The sequence below is a fragment of the Paenibacillus sp. FSL H3-0302 genome, assembly GCF_037982245.1.
Lineage (GTDB): Bacteria > Bacillota > Bacilli > Paenibacillales > Paenibacillaceae > Paenibacillus_AQ > Paenibacillus_AQ odorifer.
The window spans coordinates 6,182,531-6,199,066 of record NZ_CP150284.1; the positions used below are offsets into that span (position 1 = coordinate 6,182,531).

Consider the following 16,536-nt stretch of genomic DNA (forward strand, 5'->3'; position numbering starts at 1 on the left):
TCGAATGGTCTAATTGATGTTACGTCATTCCAATTACATTCTCTTAGCATAATAATTAAACAGGAAAATTCCTAAGGAGATTTGAAAAACAAAAACACCACATAACACAGTGACTACAGTTTGATCTACTCCCATTAAACTAAATACAACAGTTAGAGCCATTAGGATGTAAAAGTTAACAATATTAGTTTTCCAACCCGCTTTTTCTCTTATTCTTATTTTCCGTTCATCATTAGCCTCAATTTTACTCATTCTAACTTTCTCATCATTCTTTATTTTGTTCTGGGGCTTATTAAGCCATAACGAATACACCATATTTCCTACTCCAAGCACTGCAAGGACTGAACCCACACCAATGAGCAAACCGGAAATTCCTTTTAGCTTCTCGTCAGTTAAAATAAATCCACCCATATAAACCATAATAGCACCTGCAATTGTTAAGAGCACCCATTTACTTGCCGTTTTCATTACCCAGCTCCTCCTCGTAAATGAAAATATCTTCAATACTCATTTCAAAAAATCGCGCAATCTTAAATGCAAGAATGATGGATGGGTTATACCGGCCATTTTCAAGTGAACCAATCGTTTGCCTGGATACTTCCAATTTATCCGCTAGTTCTTCTTGTTTAATGCCCTTTTCTTTTCTAATCTCTTCAAGCCTGTTTTTCAATATCTTACCTCCTGAAGCAATTATGGAAAGTTAACTTTCCGTAAGAATAACATATTGGATTATACATGTAAAGCTAACTTTCCATCAGCTGAAGTTGATTGCAATTTAACCCGTGATCTTTATAGGTGTAATGATTTAGGGCACGCCTTGTTGATACTACATCTGTAGAATCGGGCATGAAAAAACGCCACTCGTTAACTCCCTAATAGGAGTACGGGTGACGTTGAGTGTTTCACGGGCGACAACTTATAAAAAAACACTTCAGTTAGCTTAGTCTGCCTCAAGAATATACCCTCCGAAAGTTTGCCTTTTGGATAAAAAAGTGTCATTGTCAGCAGAAAATAAAATATTAAGACTGTCTCTGTTTCATTGAACAAAAGTCTCCTGTTAGCTTAAACGACATTACGCACCGAGTTTAGCCTTGCAGGGGTGTCTGTTGGCGTAGATATGATTTAATAAGCTGTCGGCAGCTTCTTCGACTATAGATTCAAATTTTTCTCTTACTTACTATGGTTTATTAAATGAGCAATTTCTTTAACTCTCTCCATTGTAATTCCTTCTCTTTGTTCAACTGCAAGTGGATGATTCGTTTGTTCTAATTCTATTAACGGAACAGCACCAACCTCTTGTGTATGCACCATTGTCTTTAACGATAATGTAGTTATTGGATATATTGAAAGTTCAGTCGATAACCAACCAAAATAAGGTTCTTCCGTCTCCCTTCCTTCTACGTGCAATAATTCATTAGACTTCAGAAAGTTTTCTTCACTAAGAGAAACCCACACACTCCATATAAATTTCTCTTTGCTATCGATTATTGGTATTTCAATATGGCCTCTAATAAAGAAATGCTGTTCATCAATTACACAAAAATCTCTAATTAATTCTGTTCTTTTCTCTTCTGGTACAGTGTAAAAATAATATGGTGCTTCACTTCCGTAACATAAAGGAAGTTCACTTAATTCGTTGTTACAGTGAGGGCATTTCATGTTTTCTGCTCCTTATAGTTTCTCGCCGATTTCTTATAACGTCTTATTCGGGAACTTTGTGATAATTCCATCTTTTGAGTATTCGCGAAATTACTGAGTTATCCTGCCCCTTTACTTCAATAAAAACGGCAGCTGATCCTCGGATCGGCTGCCTTCTTGTTGCGATTAAACTATCGTGATCCGTTATTTTAATCATATCAACTCTGAGATAAACATTGGTGTAGCTCCATCCTCTGTATTAAAGCCAAACTTATTATAAAAATCCACTGCATGCGGATAAGAAATTAATACCTTTGTTTTACACCCTTTATATCTATCAAGCATTATATTCATCATTTCCTTACCTATACCTATACTCTGATAACTCGGATTAATAAGCATATAATGAAAATATACCGTTAAAACACCATCTGACAAAGCATTTATTAAACCGACAAGCTTTCCTCCTTCCCAAGCGGTAACAATTGAATGAGACCCTCCGATTGCTTGTAAAAGCTCGTTTGGATACTTGCCAGACTCCCATTCTACCGAAAGAAATAACTCTTGGAGTGCATCCTTAGTGATATCCTCTTTGCTTGAAGCGTAATAAATACTCACCCCTACACCTTCCTTTCATAAAACTAACTACGGCACACATCTGTTTTAAACTCCCATATTTCGATGGTTTTGCAATCCTTACGAAGCCATAAAATAATACCGACAAAGCAATTTCGGATTTATCAAAGTGAATAATCACTTTATTTACCTCAATATACTATAAAAATATGTATAGAAAATGGATTAACTGCAGTGGAATTTGTATTTATTCACATTAGAGAATTCATGAGAATACTTTTTTCACTTAAGCATACTATTCCTAAGACTTATAGCGTTAATCTGCCAGTTAGCTAAATAGATAACATTGAACTATAGTTAAATATTTAGCTAATCGGCGAAGTATAACATTCTTGTCCTCAGCCTGGGGCAAGAAACGTGCTTCCTTAATCAAAAAAAGCCGCTAAATTAGCGACTTTTAATCAAACAATTTTCTTTTCCTAAACCCTTTCCTTTGTATTTAATCTAACATGTGCGTTTTTTAATGAACAGTTGTATCTGATAATCCCACTGCAATATTCCAGTCACAATAATGTTATGAAGAACAAAATCTGGACACACATCGTATTCCGTCTTTGCCCTTTCAAGTAAATTTTGTAATACAGCATTCTTATTCTCTTCGGTACAGTTTGCACACAGATAGTCCCCTTCTGGTAGCACAGTTAACCCCTCTAAAGACGGATATTTCAAGCAAACAGCAAATAACCGTGTTATTCCTTCAGTCGTGAACATTCCCGCCATATCTTCAAACAGAAATTGTGAATGCACAGAAGTCTCAATTTGTTGATAGAAATGTCTGTGATAGTCCCATAAATTCTTAAGTGTGGGGCTTTCCATTTTATTCGAAAGCATAATTACCCTTTCCTCTATGTTTCTGACAAAGTAATTTTCACTTTGACTATAACCGTTGTGGAACTTATTTTCATAATGTAGATAGGCACGTTTAATTTTCGATTTTGCATACTGCAGACGAGCAATTTTATCGTCTGCTCTTTTTTCTGCCTGTTTTAGAAATTCAATTACTTTAGAGAGATCATTCTGCTGCAATATATCTTTAATATCCATTAAAGTAAGATCCATTGCTTTGAGCAGTTCAATGGTTTGCAGCTTTACGAGCTCCTGCTCGGAATAGTATCGATATCCCGACAATTCATCTTTATGGCATGGCTTGACTAATCCAATACGATCATAGTGCCGCAAGGTCTCACTGGTCGTCTCTACGATTTCTGCTGCTTGCTTAATTGTAAAATAGTTGTTCATATCTACCCTCTTGACCTTTTTGTAACACAAAAGTTTATGATGATTAAAACATATGCGACTGATAAACGCAACGAAATACAAAAATGGATTTATTACTTTTTCAAGATGATTATGTTCAACTCTAATACTTTGTTGCATATCGCAATTTTTTTGCAGAGCAGCTTAGGTTTGGTATTCGTAGGACTGGCTATATTAAAAAGAAAAATGATTTAACGAAGGAGCATTTTATAATGAAAAGTACTGCAAAAAAATTACTAACTACTATAGGCATATTGGTGACACTATTGATAGCATTGGCAGGATGCTCCTCCCACTCCACTTCCATGGAGAAAAAAAATTACATCATCCCTGCCCAAAAGATTGATACCTTAACAATTGATGCAAAGGACAAAAAAATAACTATTCTCCAATCTAAAGATGAACAAATTCATATTGTTTACTATGAAAGTGAGAAAGATTTTTACAAGATTGATCTATCTGACGATAAAGAACTGTCAATGGTAAGTGACAGTAATAAGGAATGGAACGACTATATCGGAGGAAAAGACTCGCAAGTAACCAGAACTATTCAGGTATGGATACCTGATGCAACTTTAAAAAATTTGACATTAAAAACATCAAATGAAAATATTGTATTACCAACAATCGCGTTTTTAGGGACAGTGGAAGTAAACATAAATAACGGAAATATCCAACTGGACAAATTGAATGTAGGGACGGCTATAACCCTTGAAACAAAAAACGGAAATATTAGCGGTTCTATTCTAGGGCCATATGATGATTTCGCGATCTTAAGCAAGGTAAAGAAAGGAGATAGCAATTTGCCTGCCAATAAAGAGAATGGTTCAAAAAAATTATCTGCTTATACAAATAACGGCGATATTACCTTACAATTTTCTGAGTAGCCAGTAGTTAAATATTAGCTCATATGAAGTCAGATACAATATTGAAAGGGATAACCCCTGTTTCACTTTTGAAACTTCTGGTCCTACCTCTTCGACTATTCCACCGGCCTATAACCGATAAAATATCCGTCTTGTAATGGAAAATCACCTTGATAAAGTTGTTGATCCGACCCGTAAATCGATTATCTTATGATGTACCCGAAGGCCAAAATATATAAGCTTGATAGTGAATTCCATCAAAATAAGGTATAAGCCGCATTACAGCGGCTTATACCTTCATGATTTTGTTTGACTGTTTTGAACCATCCTTTGGAACTCAATGTATCCGATGCATATAAAAAGTACTACTATCGATATAATTAATATAATACCGTATATTGGATATTCAAACTATCCTGCCAGTTAGCTTAATGAAGCATCGTCAGTCTAATCGGGTTTTCATCTGTTTCATTTAAGGTTTCATTTAAGATCAACGAATTGGGATACGATTTAAGAAATGTTGATTCATCTACTTTTAAAAAAAACTCGCCTTCAAAAATTAGTTGATTCGTATTAGGCCCGATTTGATCTAAATTTCTTGCTATCTCCGATTCCTTAAAGATACTTTGTTTATCTGCTCGCAAGAACATGCCATGAGGTGTATATAGTTGACTATAATACCCTTTTGCGATTTTTGATTCTACGGATTCTACGTTTTTTACTGATTCTACGGATTTTACGTTATTTGTTGAAAAATTAGTGTTAACAGGATTTTCAACTGCCTTATTTACGGTTTCCATTTCTGGATAGGTGTCTGCTTTTGAATTTGATATTAATGCCACTCCTGAAATAATAGTCACTGCAAAGGCTATTAAATATATTTTTTTAAACATATTATCCCGCCCTTTCTATACCAATAAATTATTTCCTACTTCAAAACATTATATTCACTTAAATGTTGAACGAATGGATAAGGTCCGTAAAGGAAAAGATCAAACTAAAAAATGTATTATTTTCCTTATTTTATTATACTACCTTTTAAAGTGCATGTGAACATCAGTTTACTATAATATTAATTTCCTTACGCAATAATCTCCAATTCTCCTCTATGTAATATTATGTTCTAATAAGTCTTTTAATGTGTAGTCTACATGGACACAGATCAATCCACTTACAAAGAGTAGCCGAAGTATGGTGAAATTATTGAAGAGCAGGTGCTTCGGTATCCTGTCCTTTGTTAAACTATTCTCCCTCTATGAGGAATCACTTTTCTCTTGAATGCTCGTAATATCTTAGGTTTCTGATTTTATTCGTTCAGTGCAGACGACTTCATGGTGGAATCAAGTTGAAATCGAAGAAAATGTTGGGACGAGGAAAAGCGCAAAAGAACATCTCCTTAACCACAGTCTGAAGAAAGTGGTTACCTAGGAAAAGTATGGTTGCACTTATGTATCTCCACATTCCTCATGGAGGTCAACCCTCCCAAGTCTCACAGTCCACGCTCTCACATTCCTTCATTCAACCTGTCCATGAGGTGGAGGTCAGATATGCTGCCCGACAGGATCTTCGTCCGTATGATAGTTTCGTTCCGACTCATCCGTGCTTCAGTTGTCTGTATCTCACTGTTTTGGTTCGAACGCTAATGAACTACTATTTCGTTATGCTGCCGTACTTAAAACATTGAATTGAGGGATATCCTCCCGTTAGTTTAATAAAAAGAACGCTCCCGCGCCTTCGCTTGGGCTGCGTCCTCCTCATTATATTCCATTTCCAATTACCTATTAAAGAACGTACGCGGGTAGCACACCATCAACATATTAACAAAATTAAATATCCTCGTCGAATAACCAGTTTAAATCAACATTAATTTCTTTCCTTAATTCTTTTAGAGTTTCGGCAGAGGGTTTAGTCTTTCCCTGCTCAATTTCACTAAGTCGGCCTTGTGAGATCATCTTCCCCCATATAAAAAAAAGATAAAGCCGCCCTGTATTTTCAGGACGGCTCTAGATGTCAGTGTTGCTGTTCCACACTCATTTTTTTCTTAAGCTTTTCAAAACACAACTTTATTGCAATTTTGTTACTCAAAACAATACTTTAATGTTCAGAACGACACATTAATGTAATTAGTCAATGTTCAGTGACATTATAGTTGGTGTCTGAAAAAACCAGTAAAATTAAGTGATTTTCTTATTTTACCTCTAATTAATTTCACAATATAGTTGGTGTCTAAGAAAAACACATAAAATACTTGATGACATTAAAGTTTGTGTCTGATTTTTACATTAGAGTTGGTTCCTAATACTTATTTGCAACTACCAATTTTACTTTTCCGTGGTTGCATAATGTTTTGAAATATTGCAAACTCTTGTTGGCAGTAGGTGTTTCCTTTTTACATCATAAGATACTTTCTCTTAATAAATATCCATGTATAGAACCTCGTTCAATCATGAAATCAAGAATCGGAATAATCTTGTTTTTCAATCTTATTTCTTCTTTAATTTTTTGTCTATTAATGAAAATATATTTTCTCAAAAACATTTCCAAATAGTATAAGGTATTTGATTCTAAATCATCAAGGTTTAAAAACTTGTTATTCGATACACAATTGTATGAAGCCACTCAATACCTTCATCTTTAAAATTGCTTCCGATTGAATTCGAAATTTTGACAATAGAATACAATACAGATGGAATATTTCCAATTTCTTTAGAAGCGCTAGTATAGAGAGTCAAATTTTCCTTCTTTAAGCTATGCCACTCTTCAATTCCTTCACGCCACCAACGCCATGCGAATTAGTAATTTATTATGATTTCTGTTAAATGATAGCCACGTGGATTTGAACATAGTTCTTTTATTTTAGGATACAGGTTATCCCAAATATGCCAAAATTGTTCATGACGGTTTAGGTTATCTTCCGCCAATACTAATTCTTCAATAATTGAAGCCGTTTCTTCTGTTGAAGAAAACGAATCAACAAATGGTTTTAGAAACACATCAATTTCACTTTTTTCTCTTTGTAAAATGAAATAAGCAAATTTTTTGAAAATATGATTGCGTAACAAGTATATGTTAGAGTTGTCCCCCGAATCATCTTTGTAACTTCTTCTGTCTTTTAATAACTGTGAAGCTAATGAAGGCAACGATTTCGTATAAATGTCTAAGTGTATTTTATCTTTCGTCTCCGAAGGAATTAATTGAAGAACTATTTCCAAGTCATGAATATCAAGTGAGGCAATATCATTTATATCAAATGATATATTTTCAAAAGTGAAATCGTCATCTATCTTGCCTAACCTTTCAAAAATTGAACTTTTAGAAATTTGTCCCCAACCTTTTTCTTTCCTTATTTCAGCAATGATATTTTTATAAATAGGTTTGAATTTTATATAACCAAACAAAATTGATTGTGCAACTTTTGAATCCCGTTCCCATAAATTTGATTTGTGAATTGATTCAATAACGTAGTCACATATTCTCTTGTAATGCCCAATTGGTGTTTCATCTAAAAGTGCCAAAACCATTATCGAAACATAATCTTCTGTTTCTTCTGGATTTTCAATTACTAATGCTGGAATTGCATGGACAGCTGCTTCAACTCCGTCACTTATTTGATAACCGTAATCATCTGCAAAAAGATTAGATATTGTTGCAAGAACTATTTCTTTGCAAAAAGCCTTATCTTCTTTTGATAGTTTGTCACTGTGCTCACGTAATAATTTAGAACACGAAAACGCAGGTATGGAATATTCAAACATACCCATTCCGTCTCGTCCCTCTTTCAATTCTTCAACAAGTTGTTTTGTCTCGGATAATGCTAAAAGAGGATTGTTGTCATATTCCTCTTGTTTTGTGGTTTTAGTTTGATTTCTTGCACCAGCCAAAAAATCTGCCCACACTCTTAGCGAAGAATATTTAAAAACATCTTGGTATTGATTTAAGGCTTCTTCACTTTCCTTTTTAAGTTCATCAGAAAGCTCTATGGGACTAAATTCTATTTGTAAATGGTCGTCGTCATGTTGTGATACTTTTGGTTCTAAATTTCGTCTGTCCATTCTTGCCATCAAAATTCCGTAAGATTTACTTGCTAAGGTGTTTGATTTGTGTTGGTCAATTATCCCATACAATTTTTTGATGAATTCAGTATTTTGTTCCTCTGTAAAACCTTTTACGCCAAAAAGCTGATAATTTAAAAACAGTGATTCTAAATTTGAGTTTCTATGTTTATCCTCGCAAGTTTTCAATCTTTCATCTGTGTATAAAATATCTTTAATTTTATCCATTCCATATCCTATTGAATATAGCGATTTTGCTTGAAATTCATTTGTGCACCTGAAAGTGTCCAAATGAAAGAATTCTATTGTTTTGAATAAAATTAAAGCGACATCATAAAACTTATCAGGATTTGCAAGCACAACGCTACATACTAGCGTGGGTTATTGCAGATATTAATCCCCAAACTTTACTATCAGTTGCACGTGTTTCACGCATATTTTGTTTCCTGGTTACTATCAAAATAAAACATGAACTGCTTATTTTTTGCGTGATAATACATCTATTGTTTTTTCAACTTCTTTCACGCCTTCTTCATCCATACAACATTTTAAGACTATCGTTCCATCATTATTCCAACGTAAAGGTATTACATCGGTATCTATATTTACCTCGCCGTCCATATCATAGGAATTATATATTTCTTTAAGTGGAATTTTTGTCGGTTGGGAAAAGTCGAAAAAGAATGTACTTGAAGGGCAAGCCCAATAGCATCCATCAACTGCCAGAATATTATTTTGAGCACAGTATAAAACACTCGTCCAAATAAATGTTTCTTTATGTTCCTTAAAACTCTCGGCTGGGATGAAATGATGTGTACTTAAATCAGACAAATCTAAAACACTATAGCCATATAGCTCAGTCGAAAACAACAGATAATTCTTACCGTTGGAATGTTCAACCATTGAAAAAAAATCAACATGGTAGTCTATATTCTTTAACTCTGTTATTATATTTCCCCTTAGGTCCAACACGTCAGTTTTTGAAGCTCTTACATTGTATTCTGATACTTGGTGGCTATCATCATAGTAATAATATGTCTTAAGTATATGCTTCCCATCCGGCAACAGTCTTTCATTGATATCTTTGGACATAAACTTTTTATTAAAAATATATTCGAACTTTTTCTTATGCTCCTGATATTCATTTGTATAAGCAACATTAATTTCTGACATAATTTTCAACTCCAAATTTATTGTGTGTATTTATGTTCAGCGTATTTCAAAGAACTAATAATTATACGAACAGTTAGACCCCTAATTAATTTTCACAGGTATTCCGAGGTTCCCCGCATAACGTATTATTTACGAATTTCGTGAATATTCTACAATTAAATTATTCGCGAAGTGATTGAACTATCCTGCCCGTTAGCTTAATGAAGTGTCGTCAGTCCAATACTTTATTTTCTCAGTCTACAACTTTGTTTGCTGCTTCAACATAGAACTTTATTTTCATTTGACGGTTTATACATAAGTGAATTTTGAAATAGGATAAAGTTTCATTAATTAACCTATCATAAAAAAGCCCGATGATGTAAGACATCATCGGGACTTTTTTATGATATTTAATGGGCCTATTCAACTTCTAAGACCAACTATTTTGTAAAGGTACTGACATTATTGTCTGAACACTTTCATTAATGTCTGTTCACCAACTTTAATGTCACCAGACAAACAACTGTACTTTTACATCACCAAACCTACTCCACAGTAACACTCTTCGCCAAGTTACGTGGTTTATCCACATCATGACCCAGCGCAAGAGAAGCATAATAGGACAATAATTGCAGAGGCACTACGGACAAAGCTGCTGTCAGCATTGGAAGTGTTTTAGGAATCACGAACACTTGATCAACTGATCTAAGCAGGTCAGTTAAATGCTCTTGGTGCGTGATTGCCAGCACATCTGCGCCCCGAGCTTTCACTTCTTTGATGTTGCTGACGGTCTTCTCAAGTACAGCTTCCTGAGTTGCCAGGGCAATAACTGGAACGCCTTCTTCGATCAGAGCCAATGTACCGTGTTTCAATTCACCTGCAGCATAAGCTTCGGAGTGAATATAAGAAATTTCTTTCAGCTTCAAGGATCCTTCTTGAGCAACAGCGTAGTCTACGCCACGGCCGATGAAGAACAAGTTTTTGTGCTCAGAAATTTGTTCAGCATAACCTTTGATCGCTTCTTTTTGAGCTAGGATCTCTTCTACTTGCTCTGGTAGAGATTGCATAGCTGCAAGAATCTTAGTAACTTGTGCTTCGGTTTGTGTACCACGAACTTCAGCCAAGTAAAGAGCAAACAATCCAAATGCGATCAATTGTGAAGTGTAAGCTTTGGTCGAAGCTACTGCAATTTCTGGACCTGCCAAGGTTACAAACACATCATTTGCTTCGCGAGCGATAGAACTGCCCACAACGTTAGTGATCGCCAATACATGTGCCCCGTTAGCTTGTGCTTCACGCAGAGCTGCCAAAGTATCTGCAGTCTCACCGGATTGGCTGACTACGATAACCAAAGTTTCTGGAGTCACGATTGGTGAACGGTAACGATATTCCGAAGCGATATCATTCTCAACCGGAATACGAACCAAAGATTCGATCATAGTACGTCCTACCACACCAGCGTTGTATGCCGTTCCGCAAGCAACGACTTGAATGTTACGAATGTTCTTGATTTGTTCTTCAGTCATGTTCAGTTCAGGCAATACAACCTTGTTACCTTCGGCATTGATACGACCACGCATGGTGTCGCGGTAAGCCTTAGGTTGCTCGTGTATTTCTTTCAGCATGAAATGCTCGTAGCCGCCTTTTTCTGCGGTAACTGCATCCCAATCGACAGTAATCATTTCCCGAGAAATAAAATTGCCTTCAATCGTCATCAATTCGACAGCATCTCTTGTCAGCACAGCCATTTCGCCGTCGTTCAAAATATATACGTTACGGGTATATTCAAGCAGTGCCGGAATATCTGACCCGATAAAGTTTTCTCCTTCGCCAAGACCGATAATGAGCGGGCTAGCTTGACGCACAGCCACCAGTTTATCTGGTTCATATTCAGTCAGGACGCCTAATGCAAACGCACCGCGCATGAACGTAATCGCTTTTTGTACAGCCTTCACGATATCTCCGTCATATTCGCGAGCAATCAGATGTGAAATAACTTCTGTATCGGTTTCAGAGACAAAGTGGCATCCGCCAGCGATCAGCTCTTCTTTCAGATCCAGATAGTTTTCGACAATACCGTTGTGAACTACCGAGAACTTCATGCTGTTATCCGTATGTGGATGTGAATTCTCATCGGATGGTTTACCGTGAGTCGCCCAGCGTGTGTGTCCGATACCTGCGCTACCTGCCAGCGGGCTGTCTTCGAGCTTCGACTGCAGATTCGCCAAACGGCCTTGAGCTTTCACTACTTGCAGTCCTTCTTGGGTGAATACAGCAATACCAGCGGAATCATATCCACGATATTCCAATTTCTTCAAACCCTCAACCAAGATCCCCTGCGAATTCTGATTACCAATATATCCTACAATACCACACATTATAATTTCCCCCGTCCGAGTTATCGTAATGTGGCGGCATAAGGAAAGAAACGTGCCGTGCGGCATGTTTTTGAGAAAAAGCAAATATTCTGTTGTATTTTAGGATCAACAAAATAAACTGTCACTTACATTCTAATGTTCATGAAATGCACAGCCTTCTCCTCTGCCGTGGCAGAAATAACGTGTTTCCTTCTGATGCGCGCACACATGAATAATATAATTTGTTGCACCCATGAAAACGTTGTGTGAAAGGTCGCCCTTTCATTTTCCGTATCCATTTACGGCTCTGGTGCATCACCGGGAGGTCCCCGCCGAACATTTCGAACACCTCCACCTCGTCAGCTTACGTCTGCCGTGATCCGTTCAAGCCATAGCCTACATAACAAGTAAGCAGCTTTCCCTTCTCCCCCGCGCTAGACCAAGCTCTGGCGCTTGCTATTGCTAACCTCACAATCCCCGCTTTCCTTCTAGAATGACACTTAATCTATTATATGCACCTTGTTGTACTTTGGCAATGGCGCATCAACCTAAATTTTACAAAAGCAGTTCAAACGATCCAATCCTAAAATAAAATAACACTGGTGCAACGAGTCCGAATCGCTCTCGCTCACTGCACCAGCCTTATAGTTAAGGTAATGGATTATACCAATTCGCGTTGAACTACTTCCACAATTTGATTCACATAAAGATCTAAATCTGCCTTATCCGGTCCCTCTGCCATAACGCGGATTAGAGATTCCGTACCTGACGGACGTACAAGCACACGGCCATTGTCACCTAGCTTACCTTCAACTTCAGCGATAGCCGCTTCTATAGCCGGGTTATTAGGGTAATTAGTCTTATCCTGTACACGAACATTAACCAGCACCTGCGGGTATTTAGTCATCATACTCTTAACTTCGCTAAGCTGTTTGCCTGTAGCCTTAAGCGTATCTACCAGCTGAATAGCTGTAAGAATACCATCACCAGTTGTATTGTAATCCAGGAAAATAACATGTCCAGACTGTTCTCCGCCTAGATTAAAGCCCCCACGACGCATTTCTTCCATAACATAACGATCCCCTACAGCTGTCTTAGCAGTATTCAGGGATAATTTCTCGGTAGCTTTATAGAATCCGATGTTACTCATAACAGTTGATACAATCGTGCTATCCTTCAGCTTACCTGCACGGTTCATGGCATCACCACAAATACAAAGGATAAAGTCGCCATCGACTTCATCACCGTTATTATCAATAGCGATCAGGCGGTCAGCATCTCCGTCAAAAGCAAGTCCCAAATCGGCTCCATGACGCAAGACTTCTTCACGCAAAGTCTCTGGATGTGTCGAACCAAATCCATCATTAATATTCAATCCATCTGGCTCAGCCCCGATAGAAATAACCTCAGCGCCAAGCTCTCTGAACAGTCTTGGAGCAAGCTCATACGCTGCGCCATGCGCACAGTCCAGTACAACCTTGATTCCCTTAAAGTCCTGAGAAATGGTAGTTTTCAAATACTCCAGATAAAGATACTTAGCATCATTATCTACGGTAACCATACCTAAACCCGAACCGATAGGACGTGGCAATTCATCTACCTCAGCATCCATAAGCTCTTCAATGCGCAGTTCAGTTTCATCTGTAAGCTTGAAGCCATCCCCACCAAAGAACTTAATGCCGTTATCCTCTACAGGATTGTGAGAAGCTGAAATCATGACGCCTGCGTCTGCTTTTAACAATCTCGTAATATAAGCAACAGCAGGGGTACTCACTACGCCTATACGGATTACATCGGCTCCAATAGACAATAAGCCCGCTATCAGCGCGGATTCCAATAAAGGACCGGAAATACGTGTATCCATTCCGATAACAACCTTCGGTTTATCCAAGTTACCCGCTAGTACATATCCTCCACAACGGCCAATACTATAAGCCATTTCTGCAGTCAATTCACGGTTTGCTACTCCCCGCACACCGTCAGTTCCAAAATACTTCCCCATTATTTTTCTCCTTTGAATACGCTACGTTAGCTTAATGTACTATCATATGAATTGCATACTATTTTGGTGTACCTCTGGGCTCAAAAGATTACGTCCCGCCTGTACCTACAGGATTCTCGGAATTCGTACTTGTGTTAGCTGTGCCGTTATTCTCCGGATTGCTATCCGTCGGGACAGGCGTTGGTGTTGCTCCACCAGCCTCTCCACTATGCGTGGGCTTCTCCGTAGGTTCCACATCGCCTATAACAGGTTCAGAACTCGGCTCAGGAGTAGTCACACCCCCCGTATCTGGATGAGGCGTAGGGACTGGTGCTGCAGGCGATAGCAGCTGCACGGTCACAGTAAGTGGCACCCCTGCATTGGCTAGTGCGATGAACTTGGGTAATGATACCCGCAAAGAAACCTCGTGAGTTCCAGCTGAAAGTCCGCTAACATCAGCCACAACCCCTATATTTTTCTTATCTAGTTGATCAAGTAAAGCAGGTGCACCCTTTAAGGTAAGCGCAATTTCCTTGCTTGAAGGATCAACAATACTTCCTTCCAAATCATCCCCCACGCCTTGGAGCTTGATGGGTACCGCCTCAATGGTCCGCTCAGCAATTTCTGAGATGGTTAATGAAACATTCACAGCTTCTGGCATAACTTTCTCCGTTCCAGCCGGTGCCTTCAGATCCACCTTTACTTGTTTCGTCCCCGCAGAATCTATTGCACTAAGGTCGACTGTAGCTTCATAAGCAGATAAAGCTTTTAAAGCCTCTGCTTGTCCATACACTACGACCGTTTCTTGCTCAGGGGTCACTTTGGATAATACGAGTGAATCTGGAAGTTGCCCAGTAAAGCCAATCTCCAGCGGCACACTCTTAAAAGGTAAGGTAATCGGCAATTCCACAGATACAGTAGAAGGCTCAATTACAGCATTTTTAATTTCATTTCCATTATTATCATAAGCGTGTAGCTTCAGCTTTTTTTCTACAAAGGTTTCGTTCTCACCGTTAAGCTCAATAGTCCCTTGTATCTTGGCTACCTTGCTTAGTTCATTATCCGCAAGTGTCACTTTTACAGTATCTGTAGGCTGCAAGACAGGCGTGCCTATTTGATAGCCCGCTGCAGGTTTTCCCTTTGTAACCAATGTTATGGGAAAAGACTTCGTGTTTCGCGGTTCTACATGTACAGTAACCTCTTTAGGATTCATTCTTACTAGAGATACACCTTTGGGTAGTTTATAGTAAAGTGGCAACGTGGTGTCCCCAGGTTCAACCTTACTCAGATCAAGCATCACTTTATAGTCATCCGAGAACTGAAAGGAGATATCGGAATTTTTACCCGCTACCTCCAGACTGACACTATCGACAGCCAAGGGTTCAAGGACATATTTGTCCTCGTCAAGGCCGGTCACTTCAATCTTCACATTCTCAATAGTTTTTGTTTTAATATCCACTGTTGTCTGTCCAGAAGGCGCAGTATCGACATGAACCATCGTAAACAAAATGATCCCAAACACAAGGGCCAGAATCTTATTGAAATTGTTATTATTCATCCACTTATCCATGATTCTTGTCCCCCTTCCGTTTCCAGAAAGTTGAACCCTTCTCCTTCAGCGATGAACTTACACTAAGCTCTTGATGGAGCTTCGATATCATGGATTCTTCCTTAATGTCTCTAACGATCTGGCCATTGATTGCAAGGGAAATCTGCCCTGTCTCCTCCGAGACAATGACAGACACCGAGTCCGCAACCTCACTTATTCCTATAGCAGCCCGATGCCGGGTTCCCAGTTCTTTGCTGATAAAAGGATTCTCGGACAAAGGCAAGTAACAAGCAGCCGCAGCAATCTGATTTCCCTGCATAATAAGGGCTCCGTCATGCAAAGGTGTATTGGGAATGAAGATGTTAATAAGCAATTCGGAGCTGACCAGGGAACGCATGGGTATACCTGACTCTGTATATTCGTTTAGCCCCGTCTCCCGCTCAAAAACGATTAACGCCCCTATTTTTCTGCGAGATAAATAATTCACGGCTTTAATCACTTCGCCGATTAACTTACTGATCTCTTCGTCACTTTCTCCAGCCCGTCCGAAAAATCTGCCCCGTCCAAGCTGCTCCAGTCCCCTTCGTAGTTCCGGCTGAAAAATGATAAAGACAGCTAGGACCCCGAAAGTAAACATTTGATTCATTAGCCATTTAAGTGTATACAAGTCCAAGATTGTGCTTACCGCCCAAATCAAGACCAGAACCAGTATCCCTTTTAAAAGCTGAATCGCCCGCGTCCCGCGTACCATATTAAGCACTTTATAAATAATGTAACTGACGATTAGGATATCAATTATATCTTTAATGGAATCTTTCCATGTTAGCTCAGTAAAATAACTCATTGCCTAAAACCCCCGTCATTTCAAATTAGCTGGGTTTATGTAAAATGTCTGTTAGCTCTGTATCATATCTAGGTTATAACGTTCGGGCTTCAGTTGCAAGTTTAGTCCCTCAATCCTTTCCGAAACCACCCAATTTAAGGAAACAAAAAAGCGCCATCTTTCCGGAAAAAGAGGCGCTAATTAATATTCCTGCTCAAGGTAACC

Annotated in this window: 13 protein-coding genes and 1 pseudogene; 1 reads left to right on the forward strand and 13 read right to left on the reverse strand. The window is 38.2% G+C overall.

Features of this window, described 5'->3' with window-relative positions:
* Positions 1-33 precede the first annotated feature (33 nt).
* The 5 genes from MHH50_RS27425 to MHH50_RS27445 all read right to left on the reverse strand — a co-directional run bounded on the left by MHH50_RS27425 (position 34) and on the right by MHH50_RS27445 (position 3,513).
* Positions 34-468, reverse strand: a complete 435-nt coding sequence (locus MHH50_RS27425; RefSeq protein ID WP_076129794.1) for a hypothetical protein — start codon at positions 466-468, stop codon at positions 34-36.
* Positions 452-670: a helix-turn-helix transcriptional regulator gene (locus MHH50_RS27430; protein WP_036681352.1), complete on the reverse strand. Its 219-nt coding sequence runs from the start codon at positions 668-670 to the stop codon at positions 452-454. Before MHH50_RS27430 ends, MHH50_RS27425 begins: the two co-directional genes overlap by 17 nt.
* 500 nt (positions 671-1,170) lie before the next feature.
* Positions 1,171-1,659 carry a DUF2199 domain-containing protein gene (locus tag MHH50_RS27435; RefSeq protein WP_076309005.1) on the reverse strand — a complete coding sequence of 163 codons (489 nt, stop codon included), beginning with the start codon at positions 1,657-1,659 and terminating at the stop codon, positions 1,171-1,173.
* Between the two features lie 192 nt (positions 1,660-1,851).
* Entirely contained in the window at positions 1,852-2,256 is a 405-nt protein-coding gene (locus MHH50_RS27440) for a GNAT family N-acetyltransferase (RefSeq protein ID WP_038573410.1), read from the reverse strand.
* Between the two features lie 462 nt (positions 2,257-2,718).
* Positions 2,719-3,513, reverse strand: coding sequence for a MerR family transcriptional regulator (locus MHH50_RS27445; protein ID WP_076309006.1), 795 nt, complete (start codon positions 3,511-3,513; stop codon positions 2,719-2,721).
* 230 nt (positions 3,514-3,743) lie between these two features.
* Between MHH50_RS27445 and MHH50_RS27450 the strand changes: the two genes are divergently transcribed.
* Entirely contained in the window at positions 3,744-4,418 is a 675-nt protein-coding gene (locus tag MHH50_RS27450; RefSeq protein WP_076309007.1) for a DUF4097 family beta strand repeat-containing protein, read from the forward strand.
* A 54-nt stretch (positions 4,419-4,472) separates the two neighbouring features.
* Here the strand turns inward: MHH50_RS27450 and MHH50_RS27455 are convergent.
* The 8 genes and pseudogenes from MHH50_RS27455 to cdaA form a co-directional block, all read right to left on the reverse strand.
* Positions 4,473-4,600 (reverse strand): annotated as a pseudogene (locus MHH50_RS27455) (glutathione-dependent formaldehyde dehydrogenase); the annotation flags it as partial.
* A 225-nt stretch (positions 4,601-4,825) separates the two neighbouring features.
* A complete protein-coding gene (locus MHH50_RS27460; protein WP_076309008.1) occupies positions 4,826-5,290 on the reverse strand; it encodes a hypothetical protein in 465 nt (154 codons plus the stop codon).
* A gap of 1,899 nt (positions 5,291-7,189) precedes the next feature.
* The gene (locus tag MHH50_RS27465; RefSeq protein WP_218642822.1) at positions 7,190-8,677 is read right to left on the reverse strand and encodes a hypothetical protein; all 1,488 of its coding nucleotides are present in this window, start codon (positions 8,675-8,677) and stop codon (positions 7,190-7,192) included.
* Between the two features lie 249 nt (positions 8,678-8,926).
* Positions 8,927-9,622, reverse strand: a complete 696-nt coding sequence (locus tag MHH50_RS27470; protein WP_076303161.1) for a hypothetical protein — start codon at positions 9,620-9,622, stop codon at positions 8,927-8,929.
* 524 nt (positions 9,623-10,146) lie between these two features.
* Positions 10,147-11,979, reverse strand: a complete 1,833-nt coding sequence (gene glmS / locus MHH50_RS27475; protein WP_076309009.1) for a glutamine--fructose-6-phosphate transaminase (isomerizing) — start codon at positions 11,977-11,979, stop codon at positions 10,147-10,149.
* A gap of 640 nt (positions 11,980-12,619) precedes the next feature.
* Positions 12,620-13,960, reverse strand: a complete 1,341-nt coding sequence (gene glmM, locus MHH50_RS27480; RefSeq protein WP_076208470.1) for a phosphoglucosamine mutase — start codon at positions 13,958-13,960, stop codon at positions 12,620-12,622.
* 88 nt (positions 13,961-14,048) lie between these two features.
* On the reverse strand, positions 14,049-15,509 hold the full coding sequence (locus MHH50_RS27485; RefSeq protein WP_081388384.1) for a CdaR family protein: 1,461 nt from the start codon (positions 15,507-15,509) through the stop codon (positions 14,049-14,051).
* Complete coding sequence (gene cdaA, locus MHH50_RS27490; RefSeq protein WP_036681290.1) at positions 15,502-16,332, reverse strand: diadenylate cyclase CdaA; 831 nt, start codon at positions 16,330-16,332, stop codon at positions 15,502-15,504. The genes MHH50_RS27485 and cdaA overlap by 8 nt, the downstream gene beginning before the upstream one ends.
* Between the last annotated feature and the right edge of the window lie 204 nt (positions 16,333-16,536).